This is a genomic window from Paraburkholderia sp. A1RI_3L, assembly GCF_048957895.1.
Lineage (GTDB): Bacteria > Pseudomonadota > Gammaproteobacteria > Burkholderiales > Burkholderiaceae > Paraburkholderia > Paraburkholderia kururiensis.
On sequence record NZ_JARCHA010000002.1, the window covers coordinates 676,708 to 693,272 of the forward strand.

The 16,565-nt window shown below is 66.1% G+C and carries 14 protein-coding genes and 1 pseudogene; 8 read left to right on the forward strand and 7 right to left on the reverse strand.

Features of this window, described 5'->3' with window-relative positions; genetic code table 11:
• The first annotated feature begins 4 nt into the window (after nt 1-4).
• The 3 genes from glcF (at nt 5) to proC (ending at nt 2,901) form a co-directional block, all read left to right on the forward strand.
• The gene (gene glcF, locus PXJ20_RS09155; RefSeq protein WP_421029824.1) at nt 5-1,243 is read left to right on the forward strand and encodes a glycolate oxidase subunit GlcF; all 1,239 of its coding nucleotides are present in this window, start codon (nt 5-7) and stop codon (nt 1,241-1,243) included.
• 111 nt (nt 1,244-1,354) lie between these two features.
• Nucleotides 1,355-2,053: a YggS family pyridoxal phosphate-dependent enzyme gene (locus PXJ20_RS09160; RefSeq protein WP_199540201.1), complete on the forward strand. Its 699-nt coding sequence runs from the start codon at nt 1,355-1,357 to the stop codon at nt 2,051-2,053.
• 32 nt (nt 2,054-2,085) lie between these two features.
• Nucleotides 2,086-2,901 carry a pyrroline-5-carboxylate reductase gene (gene proC / locus PXJ20_RS09165; RefSeq protein WP_413212483.1) on the forward strand — a complete coding sequence of 272 codons (816 nt, stop codon included), beginning with the start codon at nt 2,086-2,088 and terminating at the stop codon, nt 2,899-2,901.
• A 34-nt stretch (nt 2,902-2,935) separates the two neighbouring features.
• Here the strand turns inward: proC and ubiA are convergent, their stop codons facing one another.
• The 7 genes and pseudogenes from ubiA to recG all read right to left on the reverse strand — a co-directional run bounded on the left by ubiA (nt 2,936) and on the right by recG (nt 10,106).
• Entirely contained in the window at nt 2,936-3,799 is an 864-nt protein-coding gene (gene ubiA / locus PXJ20_RS09170; RefSeq protein ID WP_017776970.1) for a 4-hydroxybenzoate octaprenyltransferase, read from the reverse strand.
• A gap of 116 nt (nt 3,800-3,915) precedes the next feature.
• Entirely contained in the window at nt 3,916-4,404 is a 489-nt protein-coding gene (locus PXJ20_RS09175; RefSeq protein WP_017776971.1) for a Dps family protein, read from the reverse strand.
• 168 nt (nt 4,405-4,572) lie between these two features.
• Nucleotides 4,573-4,740 carry a hypothetical protein gene (locus PXJ20_RS09180; protein ID WP_156125922.1) on the reverse strand — a complete coding sequence of 56 codons (168 nt, stop codon included), beginning with the start codon at nt 4,738-4,740 and terminating at the stop codon, nt 4,573-4,575.
• A gap of 141 nt (nt 4,741-4,881) precedes the next feature.
• Nucleotides 4,882-6,153, reverse strand: a pseudogene (locus tag PXJ20_RS09185) (catalase).
• A 63-nt stretch (nt 6,154-6,216) separates the two neighbouring features.
• Entirely contained in the window at nt 6,217-6,393 is a 177-nt protein-coding gene (locus PXJ20_RS09190) for a hypothetical protein (RefSeq protein ID WP_017776974.1), read from the reverse strand.
• A gap of 184 nt (nt 6,394-6,577) precedes the next feature.
• The gene (locus tag PXJ20_RS09195; RefSeq protein WP_017776975.1) at nt 6,578-7,537 is read right to left on the reverse strand and encodes a LysR substrate-binding domain-containing protein; all 960 of its coding nucleotides are present in this window, start codon (nt 7,535-7,537) and stop codon (nt 6,578-6,580) included.
• 154 nt (nt 7,538-7,691) lie between these two features.
• Nucleotides 7,692-10,106: an ATP-dependent DNA helicase RecG gene (gene recG / locus PXJ20_RS09200; protein ID WP_421029826.1), complete on the reverse strand. Its 2,415-nt coding sequence runs from the start codon at nt 10,104-10,106 to the stop codon at nt 7,692-7,694.
• Nucleotides 10,107-10,251: 145 nt separating this feature from the next.
• Between recG and queA the strand changes: the two genes are divergently transcribed.
• From queA to secF, 5 genes are all read left to right on the forward strand, one after another.
• Nucleotides 10,252-11,334 (forward strand): tRNA preQ1(34) S-adenosylmethionine ribosyltransferase-isomerase QueA, encoded by a 1,083-nt coding sequence (queA, locus tag PXJ20_RS09205; RefSeq protein ID WP_421029827.1) that lies wholly within the window; start codon nt 10,252-10,254, stop codon nt 11,332-11,334.
• Between the two features lie 156 nt (nt 11,335-11,490).
• The gene (gene tgt, locus PXJ20_RS09210) at nt 11,491-12,681 is read left to right on the forward strand and encodes a tRNA guanosine(34) transglycosylase Tgt (protein ID WP_421029828.1); all 1,191 of its coding nucleotides are present in this window, start codon (nt 11,491-11,493) and stop codon (nt 12,679-12,681) included.
• Between the two features lie 226 nt (nt 12,682-12,907).
• Nucleotides 12,908-13,237 (forward strand): preprotein translocase subunit YajC, encoded by a 330-nt coding sequence (yajC, locus tag PXJ20_RS09215; protein WP_114813382.1) that lies wholly within the window; start codon nt 12,908-12,910, stop codon nt 13,235-13,237.
• Nucleotides 13,238-13,377: 140 nt separating this feature from the next.
• On the forward strand, nt 13,378-15,480 hold the full coding sequence (gene secD / locus PXJ20_RS09220) for a protein translocase subunit SecD (protein WP_421029829.1): 2,103 nt from the start codon (nt 13,378-13,380) through the stop codon (nt 15,478-15,480).
• Nucleotides 15,481-15,495: 15 nt separating this feature from the next.
• A complete protein-coding gene (gene secF, locus PXJ20_RS09225; RefSeq protein WP_017776981.1) occupies nt 15,496-16,446 on the forward strand; it encodes a protein translocase subunit SecF in 951 nt (316 codons plus the stop codon).
• The last annotated feature ends 119 nt before the right edge of the window (nt 16,447-16,565 follow it).

Sequence of the window (16,565 nt, forward strand, 5' to 3'; positions counted from 1 at the left end):
CGCGATGCAAACCAACCTCGCGGACTTCATTCGCAACACCGCCGACGGCAACGAGGCCGACGCCATTCTGCGCAAGTGCGTGCATTGCGGCTTCTGCACCGCGACCTGCCCCACCTATCAGTTGCTCGGCGACGAGCTGGACGGTCCGCGCGGACGCATCTATCTCATCAAGCAGATGGTGGAAGGGTCGCAAGTCTCGCGCAGCACGCAGACGCACCTCGACCGGTGCCTCACCTGCCGCAACTGCGAAACGACCTGCCCTTCCGGCGTGCAGTACGGCCGGCTCGTGGAGATAGGCCGTAAGCTCGCCGAAGAGAAGGTGCCGCGGCCCGCGGGCCAGCGCGCGCTGCGCCGCTTCCTTGCGAGCTTCCTGCCCAACAGCGCCGTCTTCACGCCCGCCATGCGGCTCGGCCAGCACGTGCGCGCGCTGCTGCCGAAGAAGCTGCGCGACAAGGTGCCCGCGCGCCAGCGTGCGCTCGCGTGGCCCACCGCGAAGCATCCGCGCAAGATGCTGATGCTGGCCGGCTGCGTGCAGCCTTCGATGATGCCGAACGTCAACACCGCCACGGCGCGTGTGCTCGACGCGCTCGGCATCGAAACCGTGGTCGCGCCGGACGCCGGCTGCTGCGGCGCGATCCGCCTGCACCTCGGCTACAACGACGAAGCCCTCGACGACGCCCGTCACAACATCGACGCCTGGTGGCCTCATGTCGAGCAGGGCGTCGAGGCGATCGTGATGAACGCGTCGGGGTGCGGCGCAACGGTCAAGGAATACGCGCACCTGCTGCGCGACGACCCCGCGTATGCGGAGAAGGCGCGCCGCGTGGCCGACCTCACGCGCGACATCTCGGAAATCCTGCCCCAGTTCGAGGAGCAGCTGGCGGCAGCAGCGCGCCGGCGCAGCGTGCATACGGTGGCATACCACCCGCCGTGCACGCTTCAGCATGGCCAGCAGTTGAGGGGCGACGTCGAGCGCCTGCTCACCGCGCTCGGCATCGACGTGCGACTCCCCGCCGACAGCCACACCTGCTGCGGTTCGGCGGGCACGTACTCGCTGCTGCAGCCAAAGCTCTCGTACGCGCTACGCAACCAGAAGCTGGAGCGCCTGCACGCCGTAGAGCCGCAGATGATCGTGTCGGCCAACATCGGCTGCATCGCGCATCTGCAAAGCGGTACGTCCCTGCCTGTCGCGCACTGGATCGAGCTGGTCGAGCATATGCTCGCCAATCCAGGCTCCGTATAATGGGCGCCTGCTCGCGGCACCGCGCCTGCCTGCCGGTTTGCCTACGGATTCGCCAGATGGCTCGCCAGGTGTCCGCTCTGCCGTCCCCGTCCAGCTTCATGCCCGCGCGTCATGTCAGATATTGCCCATAACCTCGCCGACGTCCACGCGCGCATCGAGCGCGCGGCGCACGCGGCCGGCCGCGACCCGCAATCGGTCGCGCTGCTCGCCGTCTCCAAGACCTTCCCCGCCGACGACGTACGCGCCGCCCACGCCGCGGGTCAGCGCGCGTTCGGCGAGAACTACGTGCAGGAAGCCATCGCGAAGATCGAAGCGCTCGCCGACCTGCGCGCATCCATCGAATGGCATTTCATCGGACCGCTGCAATCGAACAAGACGCGCCCCGTCGCCGAACACTTCGACTGGGTGCACTCCGTGGACCGCCTCAAGATTGCGCAGCGGCTCGCCGAGCAGCGGCCCGACGCGCTGCCGCCGCTCAACGTCCTGCTCCAGGTGAACGTGAGCGGCGAGGCGTCGAAGAGCGGCGTGGCCCCCGCCGAAGCGGCCGCCGTCGCGCATGAAATCGCCGCGCTGCCGAAGCTGCGTCTGCGCGGGCTGATGTCGATCCCGGAGCCGGCCGAAACCCTCGAGGCACAACGCGCGCCGCACCGCATGCTGCGCGAGCTCTTCGACTCGCTGCGCGCCGACGGCCTCGCGCTGGATACGCTTTCCATGGGCATGTCCGCCGACCTCGAAGCGGCCGTGCTCGAAGGCGCCACCATCGTGCGCATCGGCACCGCGATTTTCGGCGCGCGCCAATACGCCCACTGACTCACCCGTTCTCACCTCTTTTCATCACCATCATGAAGATTGCCTTCATCGGCGGCGGCAACATGGCCGCTGCACTCATCGGCGGCATGATCCGCCGCGGCGTGGCGCCCGGCGACCTCTACGCAATCGATCCGAATGCCGACGCCCGCGCGCGCAGCGAGCAGCAATTCGGCATCCGCACCGGCGCCGCCGCCGACACGGCGCTCGCCGCCTACGACGCCGTGGTGCTCGCCGTGAAACCGCAGGTCGCGAAGGACGTGGCAACGGCGCTCGCACCGCACCTCGCGCCGACGCAGGTCGTCATCAGCATCATGGCCGGCATCCGCGCCGCGGACCTCTCGCGCTGGCTGGGCGGCCACGCGCGCATCGTACGCACGATGCCGAACACGCCCGCGCTGATCGGCATGGGCGCGGCCGGTCTCGTGGCGACCTCGGGGGTGGACGAAGCGGGCCGCGCGCTCGCCTCGCAGGTGCTGGGCGCCGTGGGCCAAACCGTCTGGTTCGACGACGAAACGAAGATCGACGCCGTCACGGCAATCTCCGGCAGCGGCCCTGCCTACGTGTTCTATTTCATCGAGGCGCTCGAAGAAGCCGCACGCCAGTTGGGTATGGATGAGCAGCAGGGACGCGCGCTCGCCATCGCGACATTCGCGGGCGCGGCGCAGCTTGCGGCGCAGTCCGACGAGCCGCCGGCCGTGCTGCGCGAGCGCGTGACGTCGAAGGGCGGCACCACCGCGGCGGCGCTGGCCTCGTTCGACGCGTCGGGCGTGAAGGAAGCGATCGTCCGCGGCGCACTGGCCGCCGACGCACGGGCAAAGGAAATGGGCGAGGCGTTCGGCAAGCAGTAAGCCCGAAGCCGGCGCCCGAGGGCAGCAGAAGAAACTAGAACGAAGCCGCCGCGTAATGCGCGGCGATGCCTGCAAAGAGTGCGCCGCCCAGCCAGTTGTTGTGCCGGAACGCCGCGAAGCACGGCATACGCTCGCGGTTACGGATCAGCGTGTAGTGATAGACGGCGCAACCCGCCGCCGCCGCCCAGCCGAGCCAGTACAGCAGCCCGAAGCCCAGCACGACGCCGATGCCGACATAGATGCCCAGCGTCGCGGCATAGCACAGCATGATGGCAAGCACGTCGAAGCGGCCGAAGGTCAGCGCCGACGTGCGGATACCGATCTTGATGTCGTCGTCGCGATCCACCATCGCGTACTCCGTGTCGTACGCCACCGACCAGAACACGTTCGCCGCGAGCATCACCCACGCGAGTACGGGCACGTGGTCCTGAAGTGCCGCGAACGCCATTGGAATGCCGAAACCGAACGCAATGCCGAGATAGGCCTGGGGAATCGCGAAGAAACGCTTGGTGAACGGATACGAGCCGGCCACGAAGAGCGCCACGACGGAAAGCTCCTTCGTCAACGCATTGAGCGGCAGGATCAAAAGGAACGCGATGAGCGAGAGCCCTACCGCGAGTGCCACGGCTTCCCACGCCTTGATCTTGCCCGATGTGATGGGCCGTTCGGCAGTGCGCTTCACGTAGCGGTCGAAATCGCGGTCCGCGTAGTCGTTGATGGCACAGCCCGCCGAGCGCATGAGCACGGTGCCGACGACGAAGATGGCGAGCAACTGGAGCGGCGGGTGTCCGTTGGACGCGATCCAGAGCGCGTTGAGCGTGGGCCAGAGCAGCAGCAGGCTGCCGATCGGCTTGTCCATGCGGACGAGGCGCAGATACAGCGGGAGTCGGGCGAACATGGGACGTGCCGGTGAAAACGATCCCGCTATTGTAGGTCAGGCCGCGCGGGCAGGCCCGGCAAGCGGGCTCTGCCGTCACGCGCGTTACTGCAGGGCGCGTGTTCGCGCGCGGGACATCACGAGATCATTGCGCGCAGCATCCATGCAGTCTTTTCGTGCGTCTGCATGCGCTGCGTGAGCAGGTCGGCGGTGGGCTCGTCGTTGGCAGCTTCCGTGGCCGGGAAGATTTCGCGGGCGGTACGCACCACGGCTTCCTGCCCTTGCACCAGCTGGCGAATCATTTCCTCGGCGGCGGGCACGCCGTCCGCTTCCGGAATCGACGAGAGCTTCGCAAAGTCGCGATAGCTGCCCGGCGCCGGCTCGCCCAGCGCGCGAATGCGCTCGGCGATCGCGTCCACCGCGAGCGCGAGCTCCGTGTATTGCGTTTCGAACATCAGATGGAGCGTGTTGAACATCGGTCCCGTCACGTTCCAGTGAAAGTTGTGGGTCTTCAGGTACAGCGTGTACGTGTCGGCAAGCAGACGCGACAAGCCTTGCGCGATCTTCTTGCGGTCCTTGTCGTTGATGCCGATGTTGACTTGCTGCACGGATCCCTTTTTGGCCATGATGACTCCTTGGAAGAGTGATTCGAACCGTCGCTGGCCCATGAGACAGACGCCATGCATGGACCTTCGAGCAGGCGACAGTTTAGCTTGGAATAGCGATCCGCTTGCGCACGGTGGCACACGCGCAGGCATGCGGGTCAAGAACCGCGCATCGCGCGTGACACGGACCTAGCCGCGCAGTACGTGCTGCACGCCTTGCACGACCAACACTGCAAACCCGCTACTCACGATCGCGAAACCCAGTGCCTTGCGCATCAGCATGTCGCCGCCCGCATGAAAGGCGGATGCGACTGCCGCGCCGGAATGGGCTCGCTGGGCGATTGGGTTCGAATTCATGATCCTTCTCCTTTCCAACTTCAAGAACGAACGAGGCGCTGAAGCGCCTCGCCCGGTGTTTCGCCTGCTTCGCCTCGCATCTCGATCTGCGCGGACGGCGGAAACACGCACCGTCCGCAACACGCCTCGATTGCCAGGCTTTTACTTCGCGGCTTCTGCCCGCGCAGCCATTGCCGCAATCACGCCTTCGGCATACGCCGCATCGGCACGGCGGAAATGCTCGATCTGCCGTTCCACGATTTCCTTCGGCACACCGTCGATGGCCGCTGCGATGTTCGCGAACAGACGCTCACGCTGAGCCGCGTCGAACAGACGAAACAGCGCGCCCGGCTGGCTGTAGTAGTCGCCGTCTTCACGATGGTCGTAGTGGTCCACGGTGCCGCCCGCAAGCGGCGGCTCTGCCGCGTTGTGGTCCTGCGTGAAGTCGCCGAAGCGGTTCGGTTCGTAGTTCACCGTGCCGCCCAGGTTGCCGTCGGTGCGCATCGCGCCGTCGCGGTGGAACGCGTGGTGGAACGGACACTTCGGCGCATTCACCGGAATCTGGTGGTGGTTCACGCCCAGCCGGTAGCGCTGCGTGTCGCCGTACGAGAACAGCCGCCCCTGCAGCAGACGATCCGGCGAGAAGCCGATGCCCGGCACCACGTTGGCCGGCGTGAACGCGGCCTGCTCCACGTCCGCGGTTCTCCGATTGGGACTCGCTGCGTGTCAACGGTCGGCGCCCCTGTGCGCCGCATCGGCTGCATCACCGAATCCCGAAGCTGATTCGGCTGCGCGCGCTGCGACCACCGCGCCGCCGTGTTTCGCCTGCGCGATGGAACTTCACGTAGAAGCGCTCGTTGTTCGCGTTGATGAACGAGAACGTGTGCGAGCCGAAGCCATGCTGCTGCCGGTAGTTCTTCGGAATGCCGCGATCGCTCATGACGATCGTGACCTGATGCAGCGACTCCGGGTGACGCGACCAGAAGTCCCACGCGGCGACGTTGCTGCGCAGGTTCGTGCGCGGATCGCGCTTTGCGTGTGGATGAAATCCGGGAACTTGAGCGGATCGCGAATGAAGAACACCGGCGTGTTGTTGCCGACGACGTCCCAGTTGCCCTCTTCCGTGTAGAACTTGATCGAGAAGCCGCGCACGTCGCGTTCGGCGTCGGCGGCGCCGCGCTCGCCCGCGACCGTCGAAAAGCGCATGAAAAGCGGTGTTTCCTTGCCGACTTCGCTAAACACTTTGGCCTTCGTATAGCGCGAGATGTCGTGCGTGACCTTGAGCGTGCCGAACGCGCCGGAACCCTTTGCGTGCACGCGGCGCTCGGGAATCACTTCGCGGTCGAAGTGTGCGAGTTTTTCGATGAGCCACACGTCCGCAGCATCACGACCTGCGTTCGGACATCCTGGACTCCTTGGTGGTGATACTGGAATGGGAGAAACGGTGCGAAGAGGAAGGCGGAAAAGACAGCGTCTTAGCCTCTTGTTCAGGCCGATCTAGGCCGACAGCGCGCGATCCACGAGCAGCGAGAACGCGACCGTGCGCAGTTCGCGCATGGACGACTCAGAAGCGAAAACGCGCTGCGGCGCGATGGCGACGGCGGAATGCGATGCGCGCAGCGACGAGGCCTGCGCGGCGGAGTTGGCAATGGACGGCTGAACGGGCTGGGACATGGCTTCCTCCGGGTTGGGTGTGGATCGGTTGATCCATGGAGGAAACTATAACAACGCTATCGATTCAGCGTATTTGATTGATTTTATTTATTCAATAGCCCTGGACTAAACAGGGCTAAAGGGCGGCCTTGCGCCATGGAAGAAATCGGGGCCGGGGCGCCGTCGACACCACCAGCCCGAAACCTCAGGCGGCCGCTGCCGGAATGTCGAGCTTCCTCACGCCAGGCAGATCGCACGCGGCGACGGCGTCGCAAATGGCGTCGATGGCCGGCATGCGTGTAAAGCTCTTGCGCCAGGCCAGCACGACGCGGCGATCTGGAACCGGTTCGTCGAACGGCACATAAGAAAGCAGCCCCGAATCGACGCCGCCCGCGTGCGGCTTCACTTCGTGCACCGACATGCGCGGCAGCACCGTAATGCCCACGCCGCTCGCCACCATGTGCCGGATGGTCTCCAGCGACGAGCCTTCGAAGGTCTTCTGGATGCCGTCGGCATTCTGCGAGAAGCGCATCAGCTCCGGACACACGCCCAGCACGTGGTCGCGGAAGCAATGGCCGCTGCCCAGCAGCAGCATCGTTTCCTGCTTGAGGTCGCCCGGATCGATCTTCGGGCGTTTTTCCCAGGCGTGGCCCGACGGCAGCGCCACGACGAACGGCTCGTCGTAGAGCGGGCGCAGCATGAGACCGGTTTCGGGAAACGGCAGCGCCATGATGGCAACGTCGATTTCGCCCTGCTTCAGCAGCTCGATCAGCTTGAGCGTGTAGTTCTCCTGGAGCATCAGCGGCATCTGCGGAACGCGCTTGATCATCTGCTTCACGAGCGTGGGCAACAGATAGGGCCCGATGGTGTAGATCACGCCGAGGCGCAGCGGTCCGACGAGCGGATCCTTGCCCTGCTTCGCGATTTCCTTGATGGCGAGCGTCTGTTCGAGCACGCGCTGCGCCTGCGTGACGATCTGCTCGCCGATGGGCGTCACGCTGACTTCGCTCGTGCCGCGCTCGAAGATCTGCACGTTCAATTCGTCTTCGAGCTTCTTGATAGCAACAGAAAGCGTCGGCTGGCTGACGAAGCAGGCTTCGGCGGCGCGGCCGAAATGCCGTTCGCGAGCCACGGCGACGATGTATTTCAGTTCGGTCAGGGTCATTCGGGGACCAATCAGGCGAAAGATTCGATAGGTTTCAGTTATACACCTATGGGGCCAATTCGCCAATATTCAACCTGAATGAGGCTGGACGAGGATCGCCCTTTCCGCCTTTGAACCCGTCGCCCCTTCGCCCTTTCAGCCCTCGCCGCCAGCCTTACGCCTTCAGATATTGCTCGCGCGCGCCGAGCCAGCGCGTCAGATGCTGCGTCACCACGTGCGAGTACTCGTGCAGCAGTTGTTCAGCGGCCTCGCGCGCCGGCTCGATGAGCCAGCCGTCGTTTTCGAGGCTGGCAAAGCGCAGCATCGCTGCGCCGGACTGCCGCGCGCCGAGAAACTCGCCCGGACCGCGAATCTCCAGGTCGCGACGGGCGATCTCGAAGCCGTCCGTGGTTTCGCGCATGGTCTGCAGCCGCGCGCGGCCGGACTGCGAAAGCGGCCCGCTGTAAAGGAGCACGCACACCGACGCCGTGCTGCCCCGCCCCACCCGGCCGCGCAATTGATGCAACTGGGCAAGACCAAAGCGCTCCGCGTGCTCGATCACCATCAGGGACGCGTTCGGCACGTCCACGCCCACTTCGATCACGGTCGTTGCGACGAGCAGTTGCACCTCGTTGCGCGAAAACGCGTCCATCACGGCGGCCTTGTCCGCCGGAGCCAGGCGGCCATGCACGAGGCCCACTCTCAGCTCCGGCAGCGCGGCCACCAGCGTTTCGAACGTTTCCACCGCGGTCTGCAATTGCAGCGTCTCGCTTTCCTCGATCAGCGGGCAGACCCAGTACACCTGCCGACCCGTCAGCGCGGCCTCGCGCACGCGGGCGATCACTTCCTCGCGGCGCCCATCGGAGACGAGCTTCGTGAGGATCGGCGTGCGTCCGGGCGGTAGTTCGTCGATGGTGGAGACGTCGAGGTCCGCGTAGTAGGTCATGGCGAGCGTGCGCGGAATCGGCGTGGCCGACATCATGAGCTGGTGCGGCTGGAAGTCGCGCGCGCCATCCGCGGCCTGCGCCGCTTTGGCGCGCAACGCGAGCCGCTGCGCGACGCCGAACCGGTGCTGCTCGTCGACGATCACGAGCCCGAGGCGCGCGAACTCCACCGTGTCCTGGATGATGGCGTGCGTGCCGATGACGAGCCGCGCAGTGCCGAGCGCCGCCGCTTCCAGCGCCGCGCGCTTCTCTTTGGCCTTCAGACTGCCGGCAAGCCAGGCCACGCTCACGCCGAGCGGTTCGAGCCAGTCGCGCAGCTTGCGCGCGTGCTGCTCGGCGAGTATTTCGGTGGGCGCCATCATCGCGGCCTGATAGCCGGCGTCGATGGCCTGCGCGGCAGCGAGCGCCGCCACGACGGTCTTGCCGCTGCCCACGTCGCCCTGCAACAGGCGCTGCATGGGATGCGGCAGCGTCAGGTCCTGCGCAATTTCGCCGACGACGCGTTGCTGCGCGCCCGTCAGCTTGAACGGCAGCGTCTGCATCAGCCGCGTGACGAGCGATGTGGCGTCGTCCGCGCCGCGCCGCGGCATGGCCGGCGCCGCACGCGTACGGCGCTCCTCGTGGGCGCGCTTGAGCGAAAGCTGCTGCGCGAGCAGTTCCTCGAACTTGATGCGCGACCACGCGGGATGCGTGCCGTCGATCAGCTCGGTCTCGTCAGCGTCCACGGCGGGATGGTGAAGCGTGCGCACGGCGTCCATCAGCGGCGGCAGGCCGAGCGGCCCGAAATAGCGCCGCGCAATCGCCTCGGGCAACAGTTCGGGCAGCGCCGTGCGCGCGAGCGCGTTGTCGATGGCCTTGCGCAGATACGCCTGCGTGACGCCCGCGGTGCTCGGATAAACGGGCGTGAGCGCCTGCGGCAAAGGCGTATCGGCATCGACCACGCGCACGGCCGGATGCACCATCTCCATGCCGAAGAAACCGCCCCGCACGTCGCCGCGAACCCGCAGACGCTTGCCGATCGCCATCTGTGTGACCTGCGAGCCGTAGAAATTCAGGAAGCGCAGCACGAGTTCGGCGCCGGCGTCGTCACGCAGCTTCACGAGCAATTGGCGGCGCGGCCGGTAGGCGATCTCGTTGTCGAACACCACGCCTTCGGTTTGCGCGACACCGCCGGGCAGCAGTTCGCCGATCGGCGTGAGCGTGGTTTCGTCTTCGTAGCGCATCGGCAGATGCAGCACGAGATCGATATCGCGATGAAGGCCGAGCCGCGCGAGCTTGTCGGCCGTTTTGGCGGCGGCGGATTTTGGCGCGGCGGTTTTGGAAGCGCCCGCGCCGTCCGATTCTTCCTCAGCGTTTTCATCCGCAGCCTCGGCTGCCTTCGCAGCCCGGCGTTTCGACGTAGCGGATTTCGCGGCAGCCTTGCCGTTGCGCCGCGTTGCCGGCGTCCGGCCAGCGCGGTCGCCATGGTCGCCATGATCGCTACGGTCGCTGTGGCCATCAGCCTCATTGCCGCTCTCACCGCCATTCGCCCCGCTTGCCGGCACGTCGCGTGCCTCGCCCGCCGCGTCCGAATCCAGCGCGTGCGCGTCCTGACTGCGCTGGCTGCGAGATTCTGCGGGGTTCGACGGGCGGGAGGGAAAAGGCATGAGTCGCTTCGCAAGTACAATGTCGGCTTTACGCAAAAAACGCGCGGGCGGCCGATCCACCACGGTTATCGGGGCCGCAGCACCGCCCCGCCATCATAGCCGCTTGCCGCTGGCGGGCGGCGCGCCCCGTTCCATCGTCTTTCGCATGTTCAAGCTTTCCGATTTCGACTTCGAGCTGCCGCCCGAACTCATCGCGCAAACCGCGCTGCCCGAGCGCAGCGCAAGCCGCCTGCTTGAAGTCCATAACCAGGCCGACCAGGCCAATCCGCTCGAGCCGCGCCTCGTCGACCGCCGTTTTTCCGAGCTGCCCGACTGCATCCAGCCCGGCGATCTGCTCGTGTTCAACGATACCAAAGTGCTGAAGGCGCGGTTCCTCGGCCAGAAGGCCAGCGGCGGCCGCATCGAGGTGCTGGTCGAAAGGCTGACCGGCGAGCGTACCGCGCTCGCGCAGATCCGTGCAAGCAAGAGCCCCGCACCGGGCACGACGCTGCGCCTCGCCGACGCGTTCGAGGTCACGGTGGGCGAGCGCGTCGAGCCCTTCTACACGCTGCATTTTCCGGACGACTGCCTCACGCTGATCGAGCGCTACGGCCGCCTGCCGCTGCCGCCCTACATCGAGCACGATGCCGACGCCACCGACGAAACACGCTACCAGACCGTGTTCGCGCAAAACCCGGGCGCGGTGGCAGCGCCCACCGCGGGCCTGCACTTCGACGCGCCGCTGCTCGCAAGGCTCGACGAGCGCGGCGTCGCGCGCGCCACGCTCACGCTGCACGTGGGCGCCGGCACCTTCCAGCCGGTGCGCGTGGACAACATCGCCGAACACAAGATGCACAGCGAGTGGTATCAACTGCCGCAGACGCTCGTGGATCGCATCGCGGCGACGAAAGCGCGTGGCAACCGCGTGATCGCGGTGGGCACGACGTCGATGCGCGCGCTCGAAGCCGCCGCACGCGACGCCGAAGCGGCAGGCAGGATGCTCGCCGCGACGTCGGCGGAAACGGACATCTTCATCACGCCGGGCTATCGCTTTCGCGTGGTGGACCGGCTCGTCACGAACTTCCACTTGCCGAAGTCGACGCTGCTGATGCTGGTGTCCGCGTTCGCGGGCATCGAAACGATTCGCGCCGCGTATCGCCACGCCATTCGCGAGCGCTACCGCTTCTTCAGCTACGGCGACGCGATGCTGCTCACGCGCGCCGCAGACGCAGGTGCCACTGCGCCGTAAACGCTCGACCCATAAGGCTCACAACCCATAACGGCTCACACCCCGTAACGGCGCGACAGCCGCGCCGCCTCGACACTGTTTCTTCGCCGCCGCGCTCCCTGCGGCGGTCGTTCACCACATGCGCCGGACTGTCTTCCGGTGGCACAGGAGTTACCGATGACCGCAGGTCCATCCGACCCTAGCCATACCCCGCCGCCGAACGGCCTTGCCTTCGAGCTGCTCGCGACCGACGGCCTCGCCCGGCGCGGCCGCCTCACGCTGAACCACGGCGTGATCGAGACGCCGATCTTCATGCCCGTGGGCACCTACGGCACGGTGAAGGCGATCCAGCCGCGCGAGCTGGAGGAAATTCACGCGCAGATCATTCTCGGCAACACGTTTCACCTGTGGCTGCGCCCCGGCCTCGACACCATCGCGGCGCACGGCGGCCTGCACGGCTTCATGGGCTGGAAGCGGCCCATCCTCACGGACTCGGGCGGCTTCCAGGTCTTCTCGCTCGGCGACCTGCGCAAGATCACCGAAGCGGGCGTCGCGTTCGCCTCGCCCGTGAACGGCGACAAGCTGTTCCTGTCGCCCGAAGTGTCGATGCAGATCCAGAAGGTGCTGAACTCGGACATCGTCATGCAGTTCGACGAATGCACGCCCTACGCCACCGACGGCATGCCGACTTCGCACGACGACGCAGCAGAATCGATGCGCATGTCGATGCGCTGGGCGAAGCGCTCCCTCGACGAATTCCGCAGCCTCGGCAACCCCAACGCGCTCTTCGGCATCGTGCAGGGCGGCATGTACGAAGACCTGCGCGACGAGTCGCTTGCCGGGCTTTCGGAGATGGACTTTCACGGCTTCGCGATCGGCGGCCTGTCGGTGGGCGAACCGAAGGAAGACATGATGCGCGTGCTGAACCACATCGCGCCGAAGCTGCCCGCCCACAAGCCGCACTACCTGATGGGCGTGGGCACGCCCGAAGACCTCGTGGCAGGCGTGGCGGCCGGCGTCGACATGTTCGACTGCGTGATGCCCACGCGCAATGCGCGCAACGGCTGGCTCTTCACGCGCTTCGGCGACATCAAGATCCGCAACGCCACGCACCGCAATTCGCTGCGTCCGCTCGACGAGCACTGCGGCTGCTACACGTGCCGCAACTTCACGCGCGGCTACCTGCACCACCTGCATCGCGTGGGCGAGATTCTGGGCGCGCAGTTGAATACCATCCACAACCTGCACTACTACCTGGAATTGATGGGTGAGATTCGCGAAGCGATCGAGACCCACACCTTCGAGGCGTTCCGCAAGACGTTCCACGAGAACCGCGCGCGCGGCGTGGAAGAGGCGGCGGCGGGATAGTCGGCTGGACGACGCCGCCCGATTTCTACGCAGGCCATGCGCAAACGCACATTACAATCTGCTTTCGCGACAGACGGGAGGCGCCCCGAAGCATGCCTGCCGGCATGCCCGGGAGCGCCGCAAGCGGCCTGATTGCCAGGCCAGTCACCGAGGCCGTCGCGCCACAGGCCGGTGGTAGAATGACCGGCTCGGTTTTTTGGACCGTAATAAACCTGGAGAGACCAACGTGTCGTTCATTTCGAGTGCTTTCGCACAAGGCGCAGCAGCAGGCGGCGCAGAATCGAGCCTGATGAGCTTTCTGCCGCTGATCCTGATGTTCGCGGTGCTGTACTTCATCATGATCCGCCCGCAGATGAAGCGTCAGAAGGAGCATCGCAACATGCTCGCCGCCATGGCCAAGGGCGACGAAGTCGTCACGAGCGGCGGTATCGTCGGCAAGATCACCAAGGTGGGCGAAGCCTACGTCGGCGTGGAAGTGGCAGACGGCACGGAAATCACCGTGCAGAAGTCGTCGGTCTCCACCATTCTGCCCAAGGGCACCATCAAGTCGCTGTAAGCCTGTCGCAGCGCATTCCGGCGTCCGGCGCGGCTTCGTCGTGAGACACGCTGCCGCCGGCCGGCCACGAGGCCCGGCAACGCCGGACCTTCCCGCGCCGGACCTTCCCGATCAGGCAACCCATCCCGTTGGGCCATCCCATGAACCGTTACCCCCTCTGGAAATATGTCGCGATGCTGGTGGCGCTCGTCATCGGCCTCGTGTACACGTTGCCCAATTTCTTCGGCGAGGCGCCCGCGGTGCAGGTGTCGAGCGGCAAGGCTACGGTCAAGCTCGATTCCGGCACGCTCTCGCAGGTGGAAGCCGCGCTCGCCGCGAGCCACATCCAGGCTGACGACGTCACGTTCGACAACTCCGCGAACAACGCCAACATCCGTGTGCGCGTGCGCGACACCGACACGCAGCTGCGCCTGAAGGACCTGTTGCAGAAGTCGCTCAACGCCGACCCCAACGACCCGCAGTACATCGTCGCGCTGAACCTGCAAAGCGCCTCGCCGCGCTGGCTCACGGCGCTGCACGCGCTGCCCATGTACCTCGGCCTCGACCTGCGCGGCGGCGTGCACTTCCTGCTGCAGGTCGACATGGCGGGCGCGCTGAACAAGAAGCTCGATTCCGACGCCTCCGACGCACGCACGCTGCTGCGCGACAACAACATCCGCGACGGCGGCGTGAATCGCGTCGACCAGTCGGTCGTGGTCAGCTTCGCGGACCAGAACGTCGCCGAACAGGCCCGCACGCTGCTCTCGCGCAACGGCTCCGAACTGCAGTGGGCCGTGCAGCCCGCGGCAAGCGGCGGCTTCCAGGTGGTGGGCACGTTCACGCCCGCGGTCCAGAAGACCGTGCAGGACGCGGCCATCAAGCAGAACATCACCACGCTGCACAACCGCGTCAACGAACTGGGCGTGGCGGAGCCGGTGATCCAGCAGCAAGGCGCCGACCGCATCGTGGTCGAACTGCCCGGCGTGCAGGACACGGCAAAGGCGAAGGACATCATCGGCCGCACGGCAACGCTCGAAGCGCGCCTTGCCGACCCGCTCGGCCTGCATCCGGATCCGAACGCGCCCGTGCCGCCCGGCGACGAACTCTTCACGCAGGGCAACCAGGCACCGGTGCTGCTGAGAAAGCAGGTGATCTTCACGGGCGACCGCATCATCGACGCCTCGGCGGGCTTCGACGAGCATCAGCGTCCCTCGGTCAATATCCGTCTCGACTCGGCGGGCGGCCGCGCGGTGGCCAGCGTCTCGCGCGACAACATCGGCAAGCCGATGGCCATGGTGCTGTTCGAGAAGGGCAAGGGCGAAGTGCTCACGGTGGCGACGATCCAGTCCGAACTGGGCGACCGCTTCCAGATTACGGGCCAGCCCACGCCGCAGGCCGCCACCGACCTCGCGCTGCTCCTGCGCGCCGGCTCGCTCGCGGCGCCCATGGACATCATCGAAGAACGCACGGTGGGCCCGAGCCTCGGCGCGGACAACATCAAGAAGGGCTTCGACTCGGTGGTCTACGGCTTCGCGGCCATCGCTGCGTTCATGGTCGTCTACTACATGCTGTTCGGCGCCATTTCGGTGATCGCGCTCTCGGTGAACCTGCTGTTGCTGGTGGCCGTGCTATCGATGTTGCAGGCCACGCTCACGCTGCCCGGCATCGCCGCTATTGCGCTCGCACTCGGTATGGCCATCGACGCGAACGTGCTGATCAATGAGCGCGTGCGCGAAGAACTGCGCAACGGCGCGCCGCCGCAACTCGCCATCCAGAACGGTTACCAGCATGCATGGGCCACGATTCTCGACTCGAACGTGACGACGCTGATTGCAGGTCTCGCGCTGCTCGCGTTCGGCTCCGGCCCGGTGCGCGGCTTCGCGGTCGTGCACTGCATCGGCATTCTCACGTCGATGTTCTCCGCGGTGTTCTTCTCGCGCGGCCTCGTGAACCTCTGGTACGGCGGCAAGAAGAAGCTCAAGTCGCTCGCCATCGGCCAGGTGTGGCGTCCGGAAGGTGCAGGTGCCGGCGCGGCCGGTGCAGCCTTCGCACCGCCCATGCCGTCCTTGACCGACGGTAGCGACGGCAGCGAGGAGAGCGAAGCTGCCACCAGCACGGCACGCGCCGCATCGGGCGCATCGGGCGCAGCAAGCGCGGCGAACCGCCAGAAGGCGCAGGCGCGCACCGGCAAGCCGGTGGTGCGGCGCCGTTCGGGTCCGGGCAGCTCCGGCCCGAACTCAGGCAAACCGGGCTCGTCCCGCTAAGGCCCGGAGAAGACCATGGAATTTTTCCGCATCCGTAAAGACATTCCGTTCATGCAGCGCGCGTTGCTCTTCAACGCGATCTCGCTCGTGACCTTCATTGCCGCCGTGTTCTTCCTGCTGCATCGCGGCCTGCACCTCTCGATCGAGTTCACGGGCGGTACCGTGATCGAGGTCCAGTATCCGCAGGCCGTGGACCTGGAGCCGGTGCGCGGCACGCTCGAGAAGATCGGCTATAGCGACGCGCAGGTGCAGAACTTCGGCACCTCGCGCGACGTGCTGATCCGTCTGCCGGTCAAGCAGGGGCTTTCGTCGGCGCAGCAGAGCGACCAGGTGATGTCGGCACTCAAGGGGCAAAACGCGCAGGTGCAGTTGCAGCGCGTGGAATTCGTGGGTCCGCAGGTCGGTAAGGAACTGGCCACCGACGGCCTGCTCGCCCTCGCCTGCGTGGTGGCCGGCATCGTGATCTACCTGTCGTTCCGCTTCGAGTGGAAGTACGCCGTGGCGGGCATCATCGCGAACCTGCACGACGTCGTGATCATTCTCGGCTTCTTCGCGTTCTTCCAGTGGGAGTTCTCGCTCTCCGTGCTGGCCGCGGTGCTCGCCGTGCTGGGCTACTCGGTGAACGAATCGGTCGTTATCTTCGACCGGATTCGCGAGACGTTCCGGCGCGAGCGCAAGATGAGCGTGATCGAAGTCATCAACCACGCGATCACGAGCACCATGTCGCGGACCATCATCACGCACGGCTGTACGCAGATGATGGTGCTCTCGATGTTCCTCTTCGGCGGCCCCACGCTGCACTACTTCGCGCTGGCCCTCACGGTGGGCATTCTGTTCGGCATCTACTCGTCCGTGTTCGTGGCGGCCGCGCTCGCCATGTGGCTCGGCGTGAAGCGCGAGGACCTCATCAAGGAACGGCGCGAGCGGCACGACCCGAACGATCCGAACGCGGGCGCACAGGTGTAATGCGCTTGTCGACGTAAGCATGTAGACGCGGCGTAAAAGCAGTCGGCGTAAAAACGAAGGCCGGTTCGAAAGAACCGGCCTTCGTGCTTTATGGCGCCGCCGTGGCGGTTGATGCTGGT